Origin of the sequence: Sphaerisporangium sp. NPDC051011 (assembly GCF_040653595.1) — a bacterium.
GTDB lineage: Bacteria > Actinomycetota > Actinomycetes > Streptosporangiales > Streptosporangiaceae > Sphaerisporangium.
Window position 1 is genome coordinate 18,602 of sequence record NZ_JBFAGG010000025.1, and the last position, 14,238, is coordinate 32,839.

12 protein-coding genes are annotated in these 14,238 nt (G+C 69.3%); 5 read left to right on the forward strand and 7 right to left on the reverse strand.

Going from position 1 to position 14,238, the window contains the following annotated elements; all coding sequences use genetic code 11:
- Window positions 1-4: 4 nt before the first annotated feature.
- Window positions 5-211 (reverse strand): hypothetical protein, encoded by a 207-nt coding sequence (locus AB0H21_RS37705; RefSeq protein WP_358526401.1) that lies wholly within the window; start codon window positions 209-211, stop codon window positions 5-7.
- A 211-nt stretch (window positions 212-422) separates the two neighbouring features.
- Here AB0H21_RS37705 and AB0H21_RS37710 point away from each other — a divergent pair, with 211 nt between their 5' ends.
- Entirely contained in the window at window positions 423-2,549 is a 2,127-nt protein-coding gene (locus AB0H21_RS37710) for a prolyl oligopeptidase family serine peptidase (protein WP_358526403.1), read from the forward strand.
- Window positions 2,550-2,565: 16 nt separating this feature from the next.
- On the opposite strand, the gene AB0H21_RS37715 is transcribed toward AB0H21_RS37710, so the two are convergent.
- Window positions 2,566-3,237, reverse strand: a complete 672-nt coding sequence (locus AB0H21_RS37715; RefSeq protein WP_358526405.1) for a hypothetical protein — start codon at window positions 3,235-3,237, stop codon at window positions 2,566-2,568.
- 206 nt (window positions 3,238-3,443) lie between these two features.
- Between AB0H21_RS37715 and AB0H21_RS37720 the strand changes: the two genes are divergently transcribed.
- From AB0H21_RS37720 to AB0H21_RS37730, 3 genes are all read left to right on the forward strand, one after another.
- The gene (locus AB0H21_RS37720; RefSeq protein WP_358526406.1) at window positions 3,444-4,622 is read left to right on the forward strand and encodes a HupE/UreJ family protein; all 1,179 of its coding nucleotides are present in this window, start codon (window positions 3,444-3,446) and stop codon (window positions 4,620-4,622) included.
- Between the two features lie 118 nt (window positions 4,623-4,740).
- Entirely contained in the window at window positions 4,741-6,300 is a 1,560-nt protein-coding gene (locus AB0H21_RS37725; RefSeq protein ID WP_358526407.1) for a metallophosphoesterase family protein, read from the forward strand.
- Window positions 6,301-6,457: 157 nt separating this feature from the next.
- Window positions 6,458-7,495: a DUF916 domain-containing protein gene (locus AB0H21_RS37730; RefSeq protein WP_358526408.1), complete on the forward strand. Its 1,038-nt coding sequence runs from the start codon at window positions 6,458-6,460 to the stop codon at window positions 7,493-7,495.
- 88 nt (window positions 7,496-7,583) lie between these two features.
- Here AB0H21_RS37730 and AB0H21_RS37735 read toward each other — a convergent pair whose 3' ends face one another.
- Entirely contained in the window at window positions 7,584-7,823 is a 240-nt protein-coding gene (locus AB0H21_RS37735) for a hypothetical protein (RefSeq protein ID WP_358526409.1), read from the reverse strand.
- A gap of 233 nt (window positions 7,824-8,056) precedes the next feature.
- On the opposite strand from AB0H21_RS37735, the gene argG reads away from it, so the two are divergent.
- On the forward strand, window positions 8,057-9,505 hold the full coding sequence (argG, locus tag AB0H21_RS37740; protein ID WP_358526411.1) for an argininosuccinate synthase: 1,449 nt from the start codon (window positions 8,057-8,059) through the stop codon (window positions 9,503-9,505).
- A 128-nt stretch (window positions 9,506-9,633) separates the two neighbouring features.
- Here the strand turns inward: argG and AB0H21_RS37745 are convergent, their stop codons facing one another.
- From AB0H21_RS37745 to AB0H21_RS37760, 4 genes are read right to left on the reverse strand one after another with little or no spacing between them, the layout of a single operon-like run.
- The gene (locus AB0H21_RS37745) at window positions 9,634-11,601 is read right to left on the reverse strand and encodes an ABC transporter ATP-binding protein (protein ID WP_358526413.1); all 1,968 of its coding nucleotides are present in this window, start codon (window positions 11,599-11,601) and stop codon (window positions 9,634-9,636) included.
- On the reverse strand, window positions 11,598-11,882 hold the full coding sequence (locus AB0H21_RS37750) for a hypothetical protein (protein ID WP_358526414.1): 285 nt from the start codon (window positions 11,880-11,882) through the stop codon (window positions 11,598-11,600). Before AB0H21_RS37750 ends, AB0H21_RS37745 begins: the two co-directional genes overlap by 4 nt.
- A complete protein-coding gene (locus tag AB0H21_RS37755) occupies window positions 11,879-12,676 on the reverse strand; it encodes a hypothetical protein (protein WP_358526416.1) in 798 nt (265 codons plus the stop codon). Before AB0H21_RS37755 ends, AB0H21_RS37750 begins: the two co-directional genes overlap by 4 nt.
- A gap of 5 nt (window positions 12,677-12,681) precedes the next feature.
- The gene (locus AB0H21_RS37760; protein ID WP_358526417.1) at window positions 12,682-13,584 is read right to left on the reverse strand and encodes a hypothetical protein; all 903 of its coding nucleotides are present in this window, start codon (window positions 13,582-13,584) and stop codon (window positions 12,682-12,684) included.
- Window positions 13,585-14,238 lie beyond the last annotated feature (654 nt).

Below are 14,238 nucleotides of genomic sequence, written 5' to 3' on the forward strand. Positions count from 1 at the left end.
TGAATTACTTTCGCGCCGGAGCGATCTCCGTGTGGCATTCCGGCGCGCTTTCTTCTCTTGCATGAAATTTTGTCAGGAGGATGACCGATATGCCGGCCGCCCCTGCGGCCCGGATATGCCGATGATTCAGGAGGATTGACGCCCGCCGCCGGGAGTCGCGACCACGTTTATCGATCGTCAGCGCGGTGATAGGGTTCTCGTAATCGCTCATTCTGGGCGAATCGATGGATCCGGGAGGCAGACATGAACGGATTCCTACCGTATACCGCATCCGGTCCGGCTGCCCGCGTTGGGGGCATCCGCGGCTGGCAGGCGGACATTCTCCGCGGCGAGTCGTAGCCGAGTGAGCTGAGGTACTGCGGTCCGAATAGGCCGCAGTGCCTCGACCTGTGGCAGGTGGAGTAATTCATCGGGGGGCGTTCGTGGCGCGATTGTTCTACCCTGCCGCTTGGCGCAGCGATATGGTGGAGGATCTTTTCGGATTCCCGGTTTCCGATCCCTACCGGTGGCTGGAAGACGGCGATGACGCGCGCGTGCGGAACTGGGCCGCGGCCCAGGATCGTCTCTTCCGCGCGTGTCGCGACGGATGGCGTGAGAAGCGATCGTGGGCGTCGCTGCTGGACCAGATGTCGTCTTTCGGCGTGTCGGAGCCGCCGATGGCGCGTGGCCAGGTCATGTTCCTCGCCGAGCAACTCCGTGGGGACGAACAACGGCGCCTGCTCGTCGTCGACGCCCAGGGGAACAGGCGGGTGCTGGTCGATCCGGTGCAGGTCGATCCGTCCGGCCATACCGGGCTGTACGCCTGGTGGCCGTCGCGCGAGGGCGAGCGTGTGGCCGTCCAGATGGAGGTCGCCGAGCAGCCCGGCAGCGACATCTTGGTGCTGGACGTGCGCACCGGCGAGACGGTGGACGGGCCGTTGCCGCGCGCCCGTAACACTTCGCTCGCCTGGCTGCCGGGAGGGGACGCGTTCTACTACGTCAGCCGTGTCGCTGACGAGGAACTGGACCCCGGCGACAAGCGTTTGCAGCGGCGGGTGAGGTTGCATCGGATCGGTTCGGCCTGGCAGGCCGACGCGGTGGTGTTCGGCGGCGACGATGCGCCGGACCACTACTACGGGCTCACGGTCAGCGCCGACGGCCGTCACCTGGCGATCACCGCGACGGCCGGGCCCGCCTCACAGAATGATGTGTACGCGGCCGAGCTCGTCGATCCGGAGGCCCCGCGATTCGTCAAGATCGTGGACGGAGCCGCCATACGCGCCCGTGTTCTCCCACGCTTCCTCGCGGACAACGATCTGCTGCTGGTCACCGACTACCAGGCCCCGTGCGGTCGCGTCTGCGTGGCGCGCCGGCACGATGCCGACCCGGCAGCATGGCGCACGCTGGTAGCCGAAGATCCCCAGGCCCCGTTGGACGAGTGTCTGGTCCTGGACGACCCGGCACTTCCGCGGCCTCTCCTGCTGGTGGCTCGCACCCGCCACGGCGCCTCCGACCTGACCCTGCACGACCTGGACAGTGGCCGGCCGCTCACCGGCCTGCCCCTTCCCGGCGCGGGCGTCGTGTCATCTCTGCGCACGAACAACCCACACGGACGTCACGCGTGGTTCAGCTACTGCGACGCGACCACGCCCCCCACCATTTATCGCTACGACGCCGGCAGCGGGAAAACGGAACTGGAGACCGGCGCCACAATAGCGGGGCGTACCCCCGAAATCCGCAGTCGCAGCGTTCGCTATCCCGCCGGCGACGGCACCGAGATCACGCTGTTCCTGTTCACCCCCGCTGAAGAACATCAGGGCCCCCGCCCCACCCTCCTTTACGGCTACGGCAGCTTCGGCATGCCGATGCGCCCGTGGTTCTTCCCCATGGCGGCCGCCTGGGTCGAAGCCGGCGGCACGTACGCGGTCGCCTGTGTGCGCGGAGGCGGCGAAGAGGGCCGACACTGGCACGACGCCGGCCGCGGACCACACAAACACCGTGCGATCAGCGACTTCAACGACGCCGCCACCTGGCTCATCGAAACCGGCCGGACCACTCCCGGCCAACTGGCGATCTTCGGCCAGTCCGGCGGCGGGCTGCTGGTCACCGCAGCCGCCACACAGCGTCCAGACCTGTACGCCGCGGTCATCGCCGAAGGTCCCCTGTGTGACATGGTGCGCTACGAGCATTTCGGTCTGGGATGCACCTGGACGGAGGAATTCGGTAGCGCCTCCCAACCCGAACAACTCCAATGGCTGCTCGCATACTCGCCCTACCACAACATCACGCCCGGAGCTTCCTATCCCGCATTCCTGCTCACCGGCGCGGTAACCGATCTGCAGACCGGAGAGGCGCACGTCACCAAAATGTGCGCGGCGCTCCAACACGCCACCAGCGGCGACCGGCCGATCCTCATGCGGCGTGAACCCGACACCGCCCACGCCGCCTTTCCCGCGAGCAAAGAACGCGCCCTGGCCGCGGACATCCTCGCATTCGCCGGGCAATACACCGGTCTGTCACCGGAAAAGACGACCACGCGTTCTCGCGAAACCGCCGCGGAACCACATTGAGAACGCGGAAGCCCGGCTAGTCGAGCCAGATCACGATGCCGGTCATGCCGTGCAGCACGGCGGCCACGCCCGCGCGGACGGCCCGGCCGGCGCGTTCGGGGGTGAAGGTGGCGGGGTCGTACGCCGAGGACATGCCGAGTCCCTCGCCGCGGAAGGCCGCGCCGGTCCAGTCGGCGGCGGTGACGTTCGCCGTGGGCTCGGCCAGCTCGGCGCCGATCACGAGGAACTGCCGGCCGAGGTGGTTGGCGGTGACCAGGGCCAGGGGGTCGATGAGGTCGTTGCCGGCGCTGATGACGAGGTCGGGCGCCAGGTCGATCGCTTCGCTGATGCGCGGGATGTACTGGCTCGGTGCCGTGGCCGTGATGGTCTTGAGGCTGACCTGCTCCTCCTCGGCCCACTTCGTCACGGCGCTCACGAGCGTCCTGGTCTGGGGGTCTGATCCCGCGGTGAGCAGCACCACGCGGTAGTCCTCCGGCGGGTGGACCCCGTCCCAGGAGCGGGGGCGCGGGGTGATCGTCGACTCCGGGGCGGGCGACGTGGAGGGGAAGAACCCCGGGCCGAGGGCGCCGACGGGGGTGGGCTTCGCGTGCGGCGCGGACCAGTCGTCGCCGGAACTGCATCCGCTGACCAGTACGGCGGTCGCGACTGCCGCGGCCAGCATGCCGGCGGGCAGGAGTCGGGAGCGCATAGAGATCGTCCTTCGAGGGCGGGCGGGACGTGCGCCCACTTTCTACCTCATTGCCTGCGGTTTTCCACTCGCGGGCGGCATCCGCCCGGTTTGGTTCCTCATTGGTTCGCGTGCGGGTCACATTTCGTTCATCTGGGCCGAGCAGATTTGGGCGCCTGTTGAAGAGGAGTCATATGTCCCGCTTTGCCCGGTATGGTGCCGGCGTTGTGGCCGCCGCCATAGCCGTGGTGGCCCTGCTCGGTGCCGCCCCCGCCTTCGCACATGGGTTCACCTCGACCGTGTACGTCGACCTGACCTCGCCCGCGACCGGGCACGTCCGCGCTGCGCTGGGCCTTGAGTACGACCTGCTCGTCGTCTCCGCCGCCGACGCCGAGAAAGATGATCCGCTCTTCCGGACGGGCGACGCGGCGTTCAAGGCGGGCGACACGGCTCGGCAGGCCGCCGCGCTCGACGCGCACGCCGATTCAGTGGTCGCGTACGTGACCGGGCGCTTCGGCGTCACGGCCGAGGGGAAGGCGTGCACGCCGGTCCGGGACGGCGGCTTCACGATCGAGCAACGCGAGGACGTCCCGTACGCGCTGCTGGTCCTCGACTACCGGTGTCCGGAGTCCGCCGAGTCGCACGAGGTGCGCAGCGGGCTGTTCCCGGACTCCGAGAAATACGTGCGCGACACCAAGACGGTGGTCACCTACGACCTCGACCTGACGTCCGGGAGCGCCGCTCTCGACGCCCGGCAGCCGTCGTTCTCGACGCAACAGTCCTGGGCCGAGCGGTTCTGGGAGTTCTTCCGGCTCGGAGCCGAGCACCTGCTCACCGGCCTGGACCACATCCTGTTCCTGCTCGCGCTGATCGCGGGATCACGCCGCCTGCGCGAGATCGTGCTGGCGGCCACGACGTTCACGCTGGCCCACTCGGTGACCTTCATCCTCGCCGCCCTCGGCCTCGTGCAGGTGCCCGCGTCGTTCGTCGAGCCGGTCATCGCCTTCTCGATCGCGGTCGTCGCGGGCTGGCATCTGTGGCGGATCTGGCGGCGCCGATCGCACGCCACCGATCTCGATCTGGCCGGTCACGGCCACCTCAGCCTGGATTCCGCCGGCTGGGCGCGGCTCGCGGTGGTCTTCTGCTTCGGCCTCGTGCACGGACTCGGCTTCGCCTCGGCGCTGGGCATCGAGCAGGCCCTGTCGTGGAAGCTCCTGTGGTCGCTGCTCGTGTTCAACGTGGGCATCGAGGCCGTCCAGCTGGCGATCATCATCGTCGTGTTCCCGCTGCTCGCCCTGCTGCGTCACCGCCGGCCCGCCGCCGGGCTGTGGACGACCGGGGCGATCGCGGCGGGGGTGTCCGTCATGGGCCTGGTGTGGTTCGTCCAGCGGATTCTCGGGATCTGAGACCGCATGACAACTTTTGGCAAGCGCAACGGCGCCCCCGCCTCACGTTCATCTCGCGGACATCAACCTCCGAAACCGTGACAAAGCTCCTCATCACCCTCAAACGGATGGAAACCCGATGAAGTTCGACAACCGGGCCGAGGGCTCCGGGCTTGTTCGACGCCGGGCGGCCGTGGGCGCCACCGCGGCGGTCATGGGCCTCAGCGCAGTGTTCGGCAGCGGCCTGATGACGGCCGCCCACGCGGACAACGGCGCCACGCTCACCGGCATCGTCCTCGGCGTGGGTGCGACCGAGTCGCAGCGCGTCGTGTCGTGGTACGCCTCGGCCAACACCGCGCAGGTGGTCGAGATCGCGCCGACGAACAAGCTCGTCAAGGGCCAGTTCCCCGAGCACACCACCACCTTCCCGGCCGCGGTCGCCGCGAACAAGGTCAGCGGCGGCTTCAACGGCCACGCCACGATCGACGGCCTGAAGAAGAACACCACGTACTCCTACCGCGTCGGCACCGAGGGCAACTGGTCCCCGACGTACTCCTTCAAGACCCAGGACTTCAAGGGCAACTTCGACTTCCTGTTCTACGGTGACCCGCAGATCGGTTCGTCCGGCAACGTGGCGAAGGACGGCGCCGGCTGGGCCGACACCCTGAACGTCTCCCTCGCCGCCAACCCGAAGGCCGAGCTGCTGGTCTCCGGCGGCGACCAGGTCGAGACCGCCAACACCGAGACGCAGTGGGACGCCTTCCTCGCGTCCGACAAGCTGCGCCAGTACCCGTGGGCCGCCACCATCGGCAACCACGACGTCGGCGGCAAGGCGTACGAGCAGCACTTCTGGACGCCGAACACCGACCGTTCCGCGGCGTTCTACACCGGCGACGCCAACACCCGGTCGGGCGGTGACTACTGGTACATCTACAAGGGCGTCCTGTTCATCGACCTGAACAGCAACGCCTACGCCGCCGGGGCCGACGCCGCGCACATCGGCTACATCACCGACGTCGTCAAGAACCACGGCCGCGACGCCAAGTACACGGTGCTCGTGTACCACCACGCGATCTACTCGCCGGCCGACCACGCGAACGACAGCGACAACAAGCAGCGCCGTCAGGACTTCCCGACGGCCTTCTCGAACCTCGGCGTCGACCTCGTCCTTCAGGGTCACGACCACAGCTACTCCCGTAGCTACGTGATCAAGAACGGCCAGAAGGCGAACAAGGACGAGCAGCCCGGTGCCGCCCAGGTGGTGCAGGGGCCGGGCGGCGTCATCTACGTGACGGCGAACTCCGCGTCCGGTTCGAAGTACTACGACCTCACCGCTCCGGACATCACCAAGGACCCGAACTTCGGTCCTGACCCGCTGAACCCGAAGAGCCACTGGGCCAACTCGGTCGAGAACCAGGAGCACGTCCGCACCTACGTCAAGGTCCAGGTGCGCGACGACAAGCTCGTCGTCGAGAACATCCGCAGCAGCACCTGCGCCGCCCCCAACGCCGCGGTGGAGCTGGGCAAGGTCAAGTGGTGCGGGCCGGACAACGGCGCCAGCGCCGCCCAGCCGGTCGGCTCCAAGGTCGACAAGGTTGTGATCCGTCCGTACGGTCACGGCGACCACGATGACCAGGGCGATGACCACGATGAGCAGGCCGGCAAGGGCCACGGCGGCAAGTCCGGCTGGCTTAAGTAGACCTTCAGTAGAAGACCCGGGGTCGTGCCGGGGACCCTCACGCTCACCGCGCTGAGCTGATCCGGCCCGCTCCACTCGGTGGGGTGAGCACCGTCGGGTGCCCACCCCACCGCACGTTTTTCATCCCGCGACCTCCAGACCGCCCGAGGATCACCAGATGCGCCCGTCCAGACCGCGTACGACCACAGCCCTCGCCCAGGCCACTGTCGTGGTGCTGCTCGCCGCGCTCAGCCTCCTCGGAGCGGGGGCCGGACCCGCCGCGGCGGCGGACGGCGACGTCTCCTGGGCGATCACGACGGCCTCCAACGACTTCGGGTCCGGACGGCAGAACTACAGCTACACCATCGACCCGGGCGGGCACGTCTCGGACGGTCTCGTCGTCGCCAACAACGGCACGACACCGCTGCGCCTCTCCGTGTACGCCGCCGACGGGTTCACCGCCAAGGACGGGCAACTCGACCTGGTCGCCAAGGACGCGAAGTCGACCCGGGTGGGCGCCTGGGTCCACACGGACCGGCCGGAGGTGACGGTCAGGCCCGGCGAGTCGGCCGAGGTGCCGTTCACGGTCACTCTTCCGGACGACGCCGCGCCCGGCGAGTACATGGGCGGCATCGTCACCTCGCTGACGGGGACCGGCGAAACGGGCGGGACCGGCGCGGACCAGCGTCGAGGCATCCGGATCCGTCTGCGCGTGGGCGGAGCGCTCAAGCCGAGCCTCTCCGTGGAGGACGTGCGGGTGGACTATTCGGGCACGCCCAATCCGTTCGGTAAGGGTGACGCCACGGTCACGTACGCGATCCGCAACACGGGCAACGCCATCCTCACCGCACGGCAGACGGTGTCCGTGACGGGCCCCTTCGGGCGCTGGGGCGCTCGCGCGGGACAGGTCGACGACTCGCCCCAACTGCTCCCGGGCGAAACGTGGAAGGTCTCCGTGCCGGTGCACGGAGTGGCTCCCGTGCTGAGCTTGACGGGGACGGTGTCCGTCGTCCCCCTGCTCACCGACGCCTCGAACTCGGTCGCCCCCCTCGCCAAGATCGAAACCACGACGCGCGCCTGGACCATCCCCTGGTCCCTGCTACTCGCCCTCGCGGCCCTCTGCGCACTCACCGCCGCAGCCCTGATCTTCCGCCGCCGCCGGGGCAAGGCCCACAAGGATGCTCGCCTCCAGACTCAGGTGGACGGGCGGGCTTGATCGGCGGAGGTCGTCATGCTGCTCGAGACCCGGCCTGACGCGAAGGAGATCCAGGTCGAGCGCTTGGTTTCCCGTGATGCGGCGACGGTCAGCGGAAGGGGTTTCGTGCCGTGGCCGTCAGGTAGAGCGGGAAGAACACGGCCCACAAGATCAGGCAGCCCAGGAACCACGACTCGGGCGTCTCGACCCTGAGGGATCCGAGCGAGAAGGCGACACGGTCGCCCCGCTTCAGCCGCCCCTTGGCGTCCGCGTAAACCCAGGCGTCGGCGGCCAGCAGCAGGAACAGGACGAGAATCGGCACCATCGCGGTGAGGGGGAGGCCTGTCATCGCGCCGCACTTCCGATCGGCAAGGTCACGTGGTCGTCACCGACATGGTACCCAGCGAGGAATTCCGCCATCCCGGGTCCGCGCCCTAAGGTCCTCCGGATGGCGGCCGGGTGGCCGGCACGCGGTCACCTGGCTCGCCGCCTCTCGGCGGACTTGACAGAGTAGATCCGAGTGAAGAGTGCCACCTGAGATGTATTGCATGCTCATGCACTCCTGTGTATATAGTTCTACTCGTGTCCAAGGTGCTCACCTCCCTGCCTGTCAGTCAACGAGTCGGGATCGCCTTCTCCGGGGGTCTCGACACCTCGGTCGCGGTCGCGTGGATGCGCGAGAAGGGTGCGGTTCCCTGCACCTACACCGCCGATATCGGCCAGTACGACGAGCCTGACATCGCCTCGGTCCCCGGGCGTGCCCAGGCGTACGGCGCCGAGATCGCGCGGCTGGTCGACTGCCGAGCGGCCCTCGTAGAGGAAGGGCTCGCGGCCCTGGCCTGCGGGGCGTTCCACATCCGGTCCGGCGGCCGCACCTACTTCAACACCACCCCGCTCGGGCGGGCCGTCACGGGCACCCTGCTGGTGCGCGCCATGCTCGAGGACGGCGTGCAGGTCTGGGGCGACGGCTCGACCTTCAAGGGCAACGACATCGAGCGGTTCTACCGCTACGGTCTGCTCGCCAACCCTTCCCTGCGCATCTACAAGCCGTGGCTGGACGCCGACTTCGTCAGCGAGCTCGGCGGTCGCAAGGAGATGTCCGAGTGGCTGCTCGCCCGCGGCCTGCCGTACCGGGACAGCACCGAGAAGGCCTACTCCACCGACGCGAACCTCTGGGGCGCGACGCACGAGGCCAAGTCTCTGGAGCACCTCGACACGGGCATCGAGATCGTCGAACCGATCATGGGCGTGCGGTCCTGGGACCCCGCCGTCGAGATCGCCACCGAGGACGTCACGATCGCCTTCGAGCAGGGACGCCCGGTCAGGATCAACGGCAAGGAGTTCCCCTCCGCCGTCGACCTGGTGCTGGAGGCCAACGCCATCGGCGGACGGCACGGTATGGGCATGTCCGACCAGATCGAGAACCGGATCATCGAGGCCAAGAGCCGCGGCATCTACGAGGCGCCGGGAATGGCGTTGCTGCACGCGGCGTACGAGCGGCTGGTCAACGCGATCCACAACGAGGACACCCTCGCCAGCTACCACAACGAGGGACGGCGCCTTGGCAGGCTGATGTACGAGGGCCGCTGGCTGGACCCGCAGGCGCTCATGCTGCGCGAGTCGCTGCAGCGCTGGGTCGGGATGGCGGTCATCGGCGAGGTGACCCTGCGGCTGCGCCGCGGTGAGGACTACTCCATCCTGGACACGTCCGGACCGGCGTTCAGCTACCACCCGGACAAGCTGTCCATGGAGCGGACCGAGGACTCCGCCTTCGGGCCGGTCGACCGCATCGGCCAGCTCACCATGCGCAACCTCGACATCGCCGACTCCCGCGCCAAGCTGGAGCAGTACGCCCAGCTCGGCATGGTCGGCAGCCCGCAGCCGATGTTGATCGGCGCCGCGCAGGCGGCCTCGACCGGGCTCATCGGCGCGATGCCCGAGGGTGGGGCCGAGGCCATCGCCTCCCGCGGAGAGGCCGCGGAGGACGACGAGCTGCTCGACCACGCCGCGATGGAGTCCGGCACCGACTGACCGCCTCGCCACAGCCACCCGGGGCCGCACCACACGTCAAAGGGCCGCTTCCGCTCACCGGAAGCGGCCCTTTCGCCGTCTGTACAGCCGCTAACTCCACGACCTGGAGCACGGTCCGCCGAGGGCGGTCATGGCGGGCCCGGGGGGCGGGGAACGGGAGGGCCGGGAAGGGGTGGGCGTCGCGCGCCGTCGCTCCCGTGGACGTCCGCGGGGCGGCGGTGCTTTTCGGCGAGCCGGGCGAACAGGCCGCCTGCGTCCCTGAGCTGCCCGTAGGTGCCCCGCTCGGCGATCGTGCCGCCGTGGAGCACCGCGATCTCGTCCACCTGGCCGAGCGTGCTCAGGCGGTGCGAGATCATGATCACGGTCCGCCCGACGGTGAGCCGCTCGATGGCGTCCATGACCTCCGCCTCGGCCTCGACGTCGAGGTTCGCGGTCGGTTCGTCCAGGATCAGGATCGGGGCGTCCCTGAGGAAGGCGCGCGCGATGGCGATCCGCTGCCGCTGCCCGCTGGAGAAGTTCCTGCCCTGCTCGTACACCGGCGTGGCGTACCCGTTCGGGAGCGCGGCGATCATCTCGCGCAGCGACGCCTGGTCCACCGCCGCCTGGATCTCGCCGGCGGTGGCGTCCGGCCGGCCGAGGGCGATGTTCTCCCTGATCGTGCCCTCGAACAGCATCGAGTCCTGCATGACGAAGCCGATGTTGCGCCGCAGCACCGCGAGCGGCCAGTCGCGGACGTCGACCCCGCCGATGGTGATGCCGCCGTCGCACAACTCGTAGAAGCGGGGGAGCAGCCTGACGAGGGTGGTCTTCCCGCTGCCCGACAACCCGACCAGGGCCAGGCGGGTGCCGAGCGGGACGTCGAGGTCGACCCCGCGCAGAACCGAGCCGCGGCCGTAGCCGAAGACGACCCCCGAGAAGACGACGTCCCCGCCGGGCGTCCGCGCGGGGACGCCCGGCGTCCGCGGCCTCCGCGCCACGGATTCGTCGGGAGCGGGCGCGGCGAGGGCCCGGAGCGGCTGTTCCACGGGTTCGTCGATGATCTCCTGGATGCGTTCCGCCGCCCTGGCGCCGGTCGAGGCCAGCAGCATGAGCTTGGAGAGGTTCCGCATCGGCTGGTACAGCAGCTTGGAGTAGGCGAGGAAGACGGTGAGCGAGCCGATCGTCAGGCTGTCGGTGGGGATCGTGAGGAAGCCCACCGAATAGGACATCGCGTGCCCGGTCGCCACCCACGCCCCCGCGGTGATGATCACCGCGTTGCTCACCGCGATCAGCACGGTCACCAGGGGATTGAACTCGGCCTGCCGGAGGCCGGCGCGCAACCCCGAACGCCGTTGCCGCTCGGACTGGTGGTCGAACGCGTCGGCCGCCCACTTCTCGAGCGTGAACGCCTTGATCTCGGCGATGGCGTTGACGCTCTCCGTCCCCACCTGGGCGACCTGACCGGCGGCGCGGGCGGTCTCCTTGGACGCCAGCTTGATCCACCGCGTGTACAGCACCACGATGACGAACAGCGGCGGCGCGATGCACATCGACAGCAGGGTGAACTGCCAGTTGATCGCCAGCATCACGATCAGGATCCCGAGCAGGGTCAGGATCCCCGAGAGTAAGTTGACGAGGCCGTCCGTCACGAGTTTCTCGATCTCGGTGACGTTGCCACTGATGCGCTGGACGATGTCGCCCACCCGCTGCCTGCCGTGCCAGCGCAAGGGGAGGTGCTCCAGGTGGACGAAGAGCCGGCGGCGCAACCGGGCCCCGAGGTCCTGCCCGACGAACGCGCCGATGCGGAGCTGGACGAACGAGACGGCGGCACCGACCACGCCGAGGGTGAGCGCCATGGCCCCGGCGAAGAGGATGACCCCGAGCTGCGTGTGCCCGGTCGAGGCCGGCCCGTCCGGGGAGCCGAGCCGGTCGAAGGCGCTGATGAGGGTGCCGGCGAGCGGGAGGTCGGGATCCCGGTGGTCGACCACCTTGTCGAGGACCAGCTTCAGCGGGATCGCCATGAGGACATCGGCGGCCACCGCCGCGAACGTCAGGACGATCGCGGCGGCGATGATCAGGCGCCGCCCCTTGAGGTTGGTGAACAGAAAGCGGATCACGGCCTGGTCCGCCCCCTCGTGAAACGCCGCAGGCAGACGTCGATCTCGCCGAGCACGCGGGCCGGCTCCCCCGGACGTGGACCGTTGAGCCGGTGGACCCGGCGCGACGCGATCTCGAGGAGCGCCGCGGCCTCGAAGACCAGGTGGCCGGGTTTGAACGACCCGTGCACCGGCACGAGCCACGGGGGATGGCTGCGCTGGAGCGCCACCGCGAGGGCATCGGCGGCCGTGGCGAGCTGCGCGGCGAAGGCGGGCAGATGCCCCGCGAGTATGTGAGTCACGGGTCCACCAGCGCGGCGAGCGCCTCGGGAGCGCCGCGCGCACCACGGCACCCGGGGAACGCGTTGACATCGACGATCATCGGCCCGCGGTCGGTGGGGAACATGTCGACCCCGTACACCTGCAGGTCGAACAGCCCGCCCACGGACCTGATCATGTCGAGCCAGCCGGGTGGGAGGTCGTCCATGTCGACGGGGATCGTCGCGGCGAGGGCCTCGGGCTCCAGCGGGGTGCGCCGCAGGCCGACGAAGACCTCGTCGCCGACCACCCACACCTTGTGGTCCCAGCCGTCGTTGGGCACGTGCTCCTGCACGACCACGGGCTCCCGTCCCCAGACCGGCCGTAGCGCGGACAATCCCTCGGGACCGTCGACCCTTCGGACGAGATCCCGACGGCGGCTGTGCCGGCTCTTGACGACCATGGGGAAGCCCGGGGGCCGTGAGCCGGTGGCGGAGGCGATCAGGCCGGACAGGGACGCGAACTCGTAGGTTTGCGGGAAGGGCAGGCCGCCCGCCTGGGACCGTTCGGCCATGCGCGCGCGGTCCCGGCAGAACTCCGTCGGCGCCGCGCCGTTGACCACCCGGGCACCGCGATCCTCGGCCGCGCGCGCGAGCGCCAGGGCGCGCGGCGAGTGGCTCTTGAGCAGGTACACGTCCGCCGGGTCGGCGGGTTCCGCCGGAGCCCGGGGCTGGGCGGCCGAGTCGATCAGGTCGACCCGGTGCCGGGTCCTCAGCAGTTCGGCGGCCGAGACCAGCAGCGGGTGGAACGGATCGTCGGCCAGGACGCGGACCCTCATGGCGCCTACCCCGTGCGATGCGTCGCCGCGCGTGCGTCGGGTTCACGGACCCGGCCCGGTGCCCTGGCCGTGTCCACGTCGAGCGGAGGGTACGCCACCGAACCGTCACGGTCGGCCAGGCGCAGGACGGTGCGCGCCACCCGGGCCGGCGCGTCGGGGACCCAGGTGAAGCTCGGGAAGTCGTTGACGTCGACCACGGCCCACCCGTCCGGCCCCTCCACGACGTCGACGCCGTAGAGGTCGAGACGGAAGACCGCTCCGATGAAGGCGACCAGCCGGGCGAGGTCGGGGGAGAGCGTGATGAGCCGCCCCTCCACCGGCTTGTCGGGGTGCAGCGGCGACCGCTGGACGGTGGCGTACAGCCCGTCGCCGGTGTTGTAGACCTTGATGTCGACGCCTGGGTTCGGCACGTACGTCTGGGCGAGGAGCCAGCCGTCGCCCATGGTGCAGCACTGGAGGTCCTCGGGCGTGGACACCAGGCGGACGCTGCGGCCGGAGTTGCCGTTGGCCGGTTTGACGACGAGCGGGTAGTGCTCGGGCGGAACGGTGCGCAGGAGGTCCGGGACGGCGGCGAAGTAGGTCAGCGGGAACGGGAGGCCGTGGCGCCGGGCGACCGCCGCCGCGACGGCCTTGTCCCGGACCGCGGGGATCGACCGGGCGTCGTTGATCGTCCTGAGGCCGCTGGCCGCGGCCGCTTCCAGCAGGCTCAGCCCCGGACCGCCCGAGACGGACTTGAGTACCCACGCGTCGTGGTCGCTGTCGCGGAACAGGTCGGACACCCGGGCGATGGAGTTCGTCGGTTCGAGGATGTCGACGTCGTGTCCCCATTCGATGAGGCGCTGCGCGACCGCGAGAGGCATGTCGTCGTGGCGGTAACAGTCCTCGAGGACGAAGCAGAGCTTCTTCATGTCGATCCCCCAGACCCCGACCTCTAACGCCAGGTTAACGACGGCCGCCGCCGACGGCCTAGAAGTCGTTTCCCGGGTTTCCTAACACTGGGCGTCTGGTTGATAGCGATTTGTGTGGACCGTGGCGATCTGAGGAAGACGATGGGGGAACGGCTGGATGCGTGATTACCACCCAGCGGGACAAAGGCCCTCCGGGATCATCTGGAGGGCCTTTGTCCCGCGAGTCGGTGGCCTTACCGCCCGGTATCCGGCGCGCCCGGTCTGTTTCCGACGTGGCAACCGTTCGCTGGGGCTTCGTGCCGTCCGCAACAGTCCCGCGGAGATCGCTAAGAGCGCGTTGATCGACCTACAACGCGAAGTAAAGTCGGCGCAGGGGTTCGTCGAGGGCGTGGGGATGCGGGCGCAGACGGAGCGCGAAGCGCTGCTGGAGGCGGCGCGGGCGGGCGACTCGGTGGCCTTCGGGCATCTGGTCGAACCGCTACACGCCGAGTTACGGGCGCTCGTGTGCCTTCGCCGGACTGGAGCGGATGATCCAGAAGTGGCGGAGCGCGGTGTGCTCGGCCTTACCGGGGCCGGGGGCAGCATGTTTGCGATACTTGCGAGCAGGGCGTACCTGCAGGCTGGTTCGTCCCGGGAGTCATAGCGCCTAGCCGA

What these genes read in the sequence shown, in the direction of transcription:
- AB0H21_RS37715 (WP_358526405.1), bottom strand. Translation starts at nt 3,237, where the DNA reads ATGCGCTCCCGACTCCTGCCCGCCGGCATGCTGGCCGCGGCAGTCGCG.
- AB0H21_RS37730 (WP_358526408.1), top strand. Translation starts at nt 6,458, where the DNA reads ATGCGCCCGTCCAGACCGCGTACGACCACAGCCCTCGCCCAGGCCACT.
- AB0H21_RS37760 (WP_358526417.1), bottom strand. Translation starts at nt 13,584, where the DNA reads ATGAAGAAGCTCTGCTTCGTCCTCGAGGACTGTTACCGCCACGACGAC.
- AB0H21_RS37755 (WP_358526416.1), bottom strand. Translation starts at nt 12,676, where the DNA reads ATGAGGGTCCGCGTCCTGGCCGACGATCCGTTCCACCCGCTGCTGGTC.
- AB0H21_RS37735 (WP_358526409.1), bottom strand. Translation starts at nt 7,823, where the DNA reads ATGACAGGCCTCCCCCTCACCGCGATGGTGCCGATTCTCGTCCTGTTC.
- AB0H21_RS37705 (WP_358526401.1), bottom strand. Translation starts at nt 211, where the DNA reads ATGAGCGATTACGAGAACCCTATCACCGCGCTGACGATCGATAAACGT.
- AB0H21_RS37725 (WP_358526407.1), top strand. Translation starts at nt 4,741, where the DNA reads ATGAAGTTCGACAACCGGGCCGAGGGCTCCGGGCTTGTTCGACGCCGG.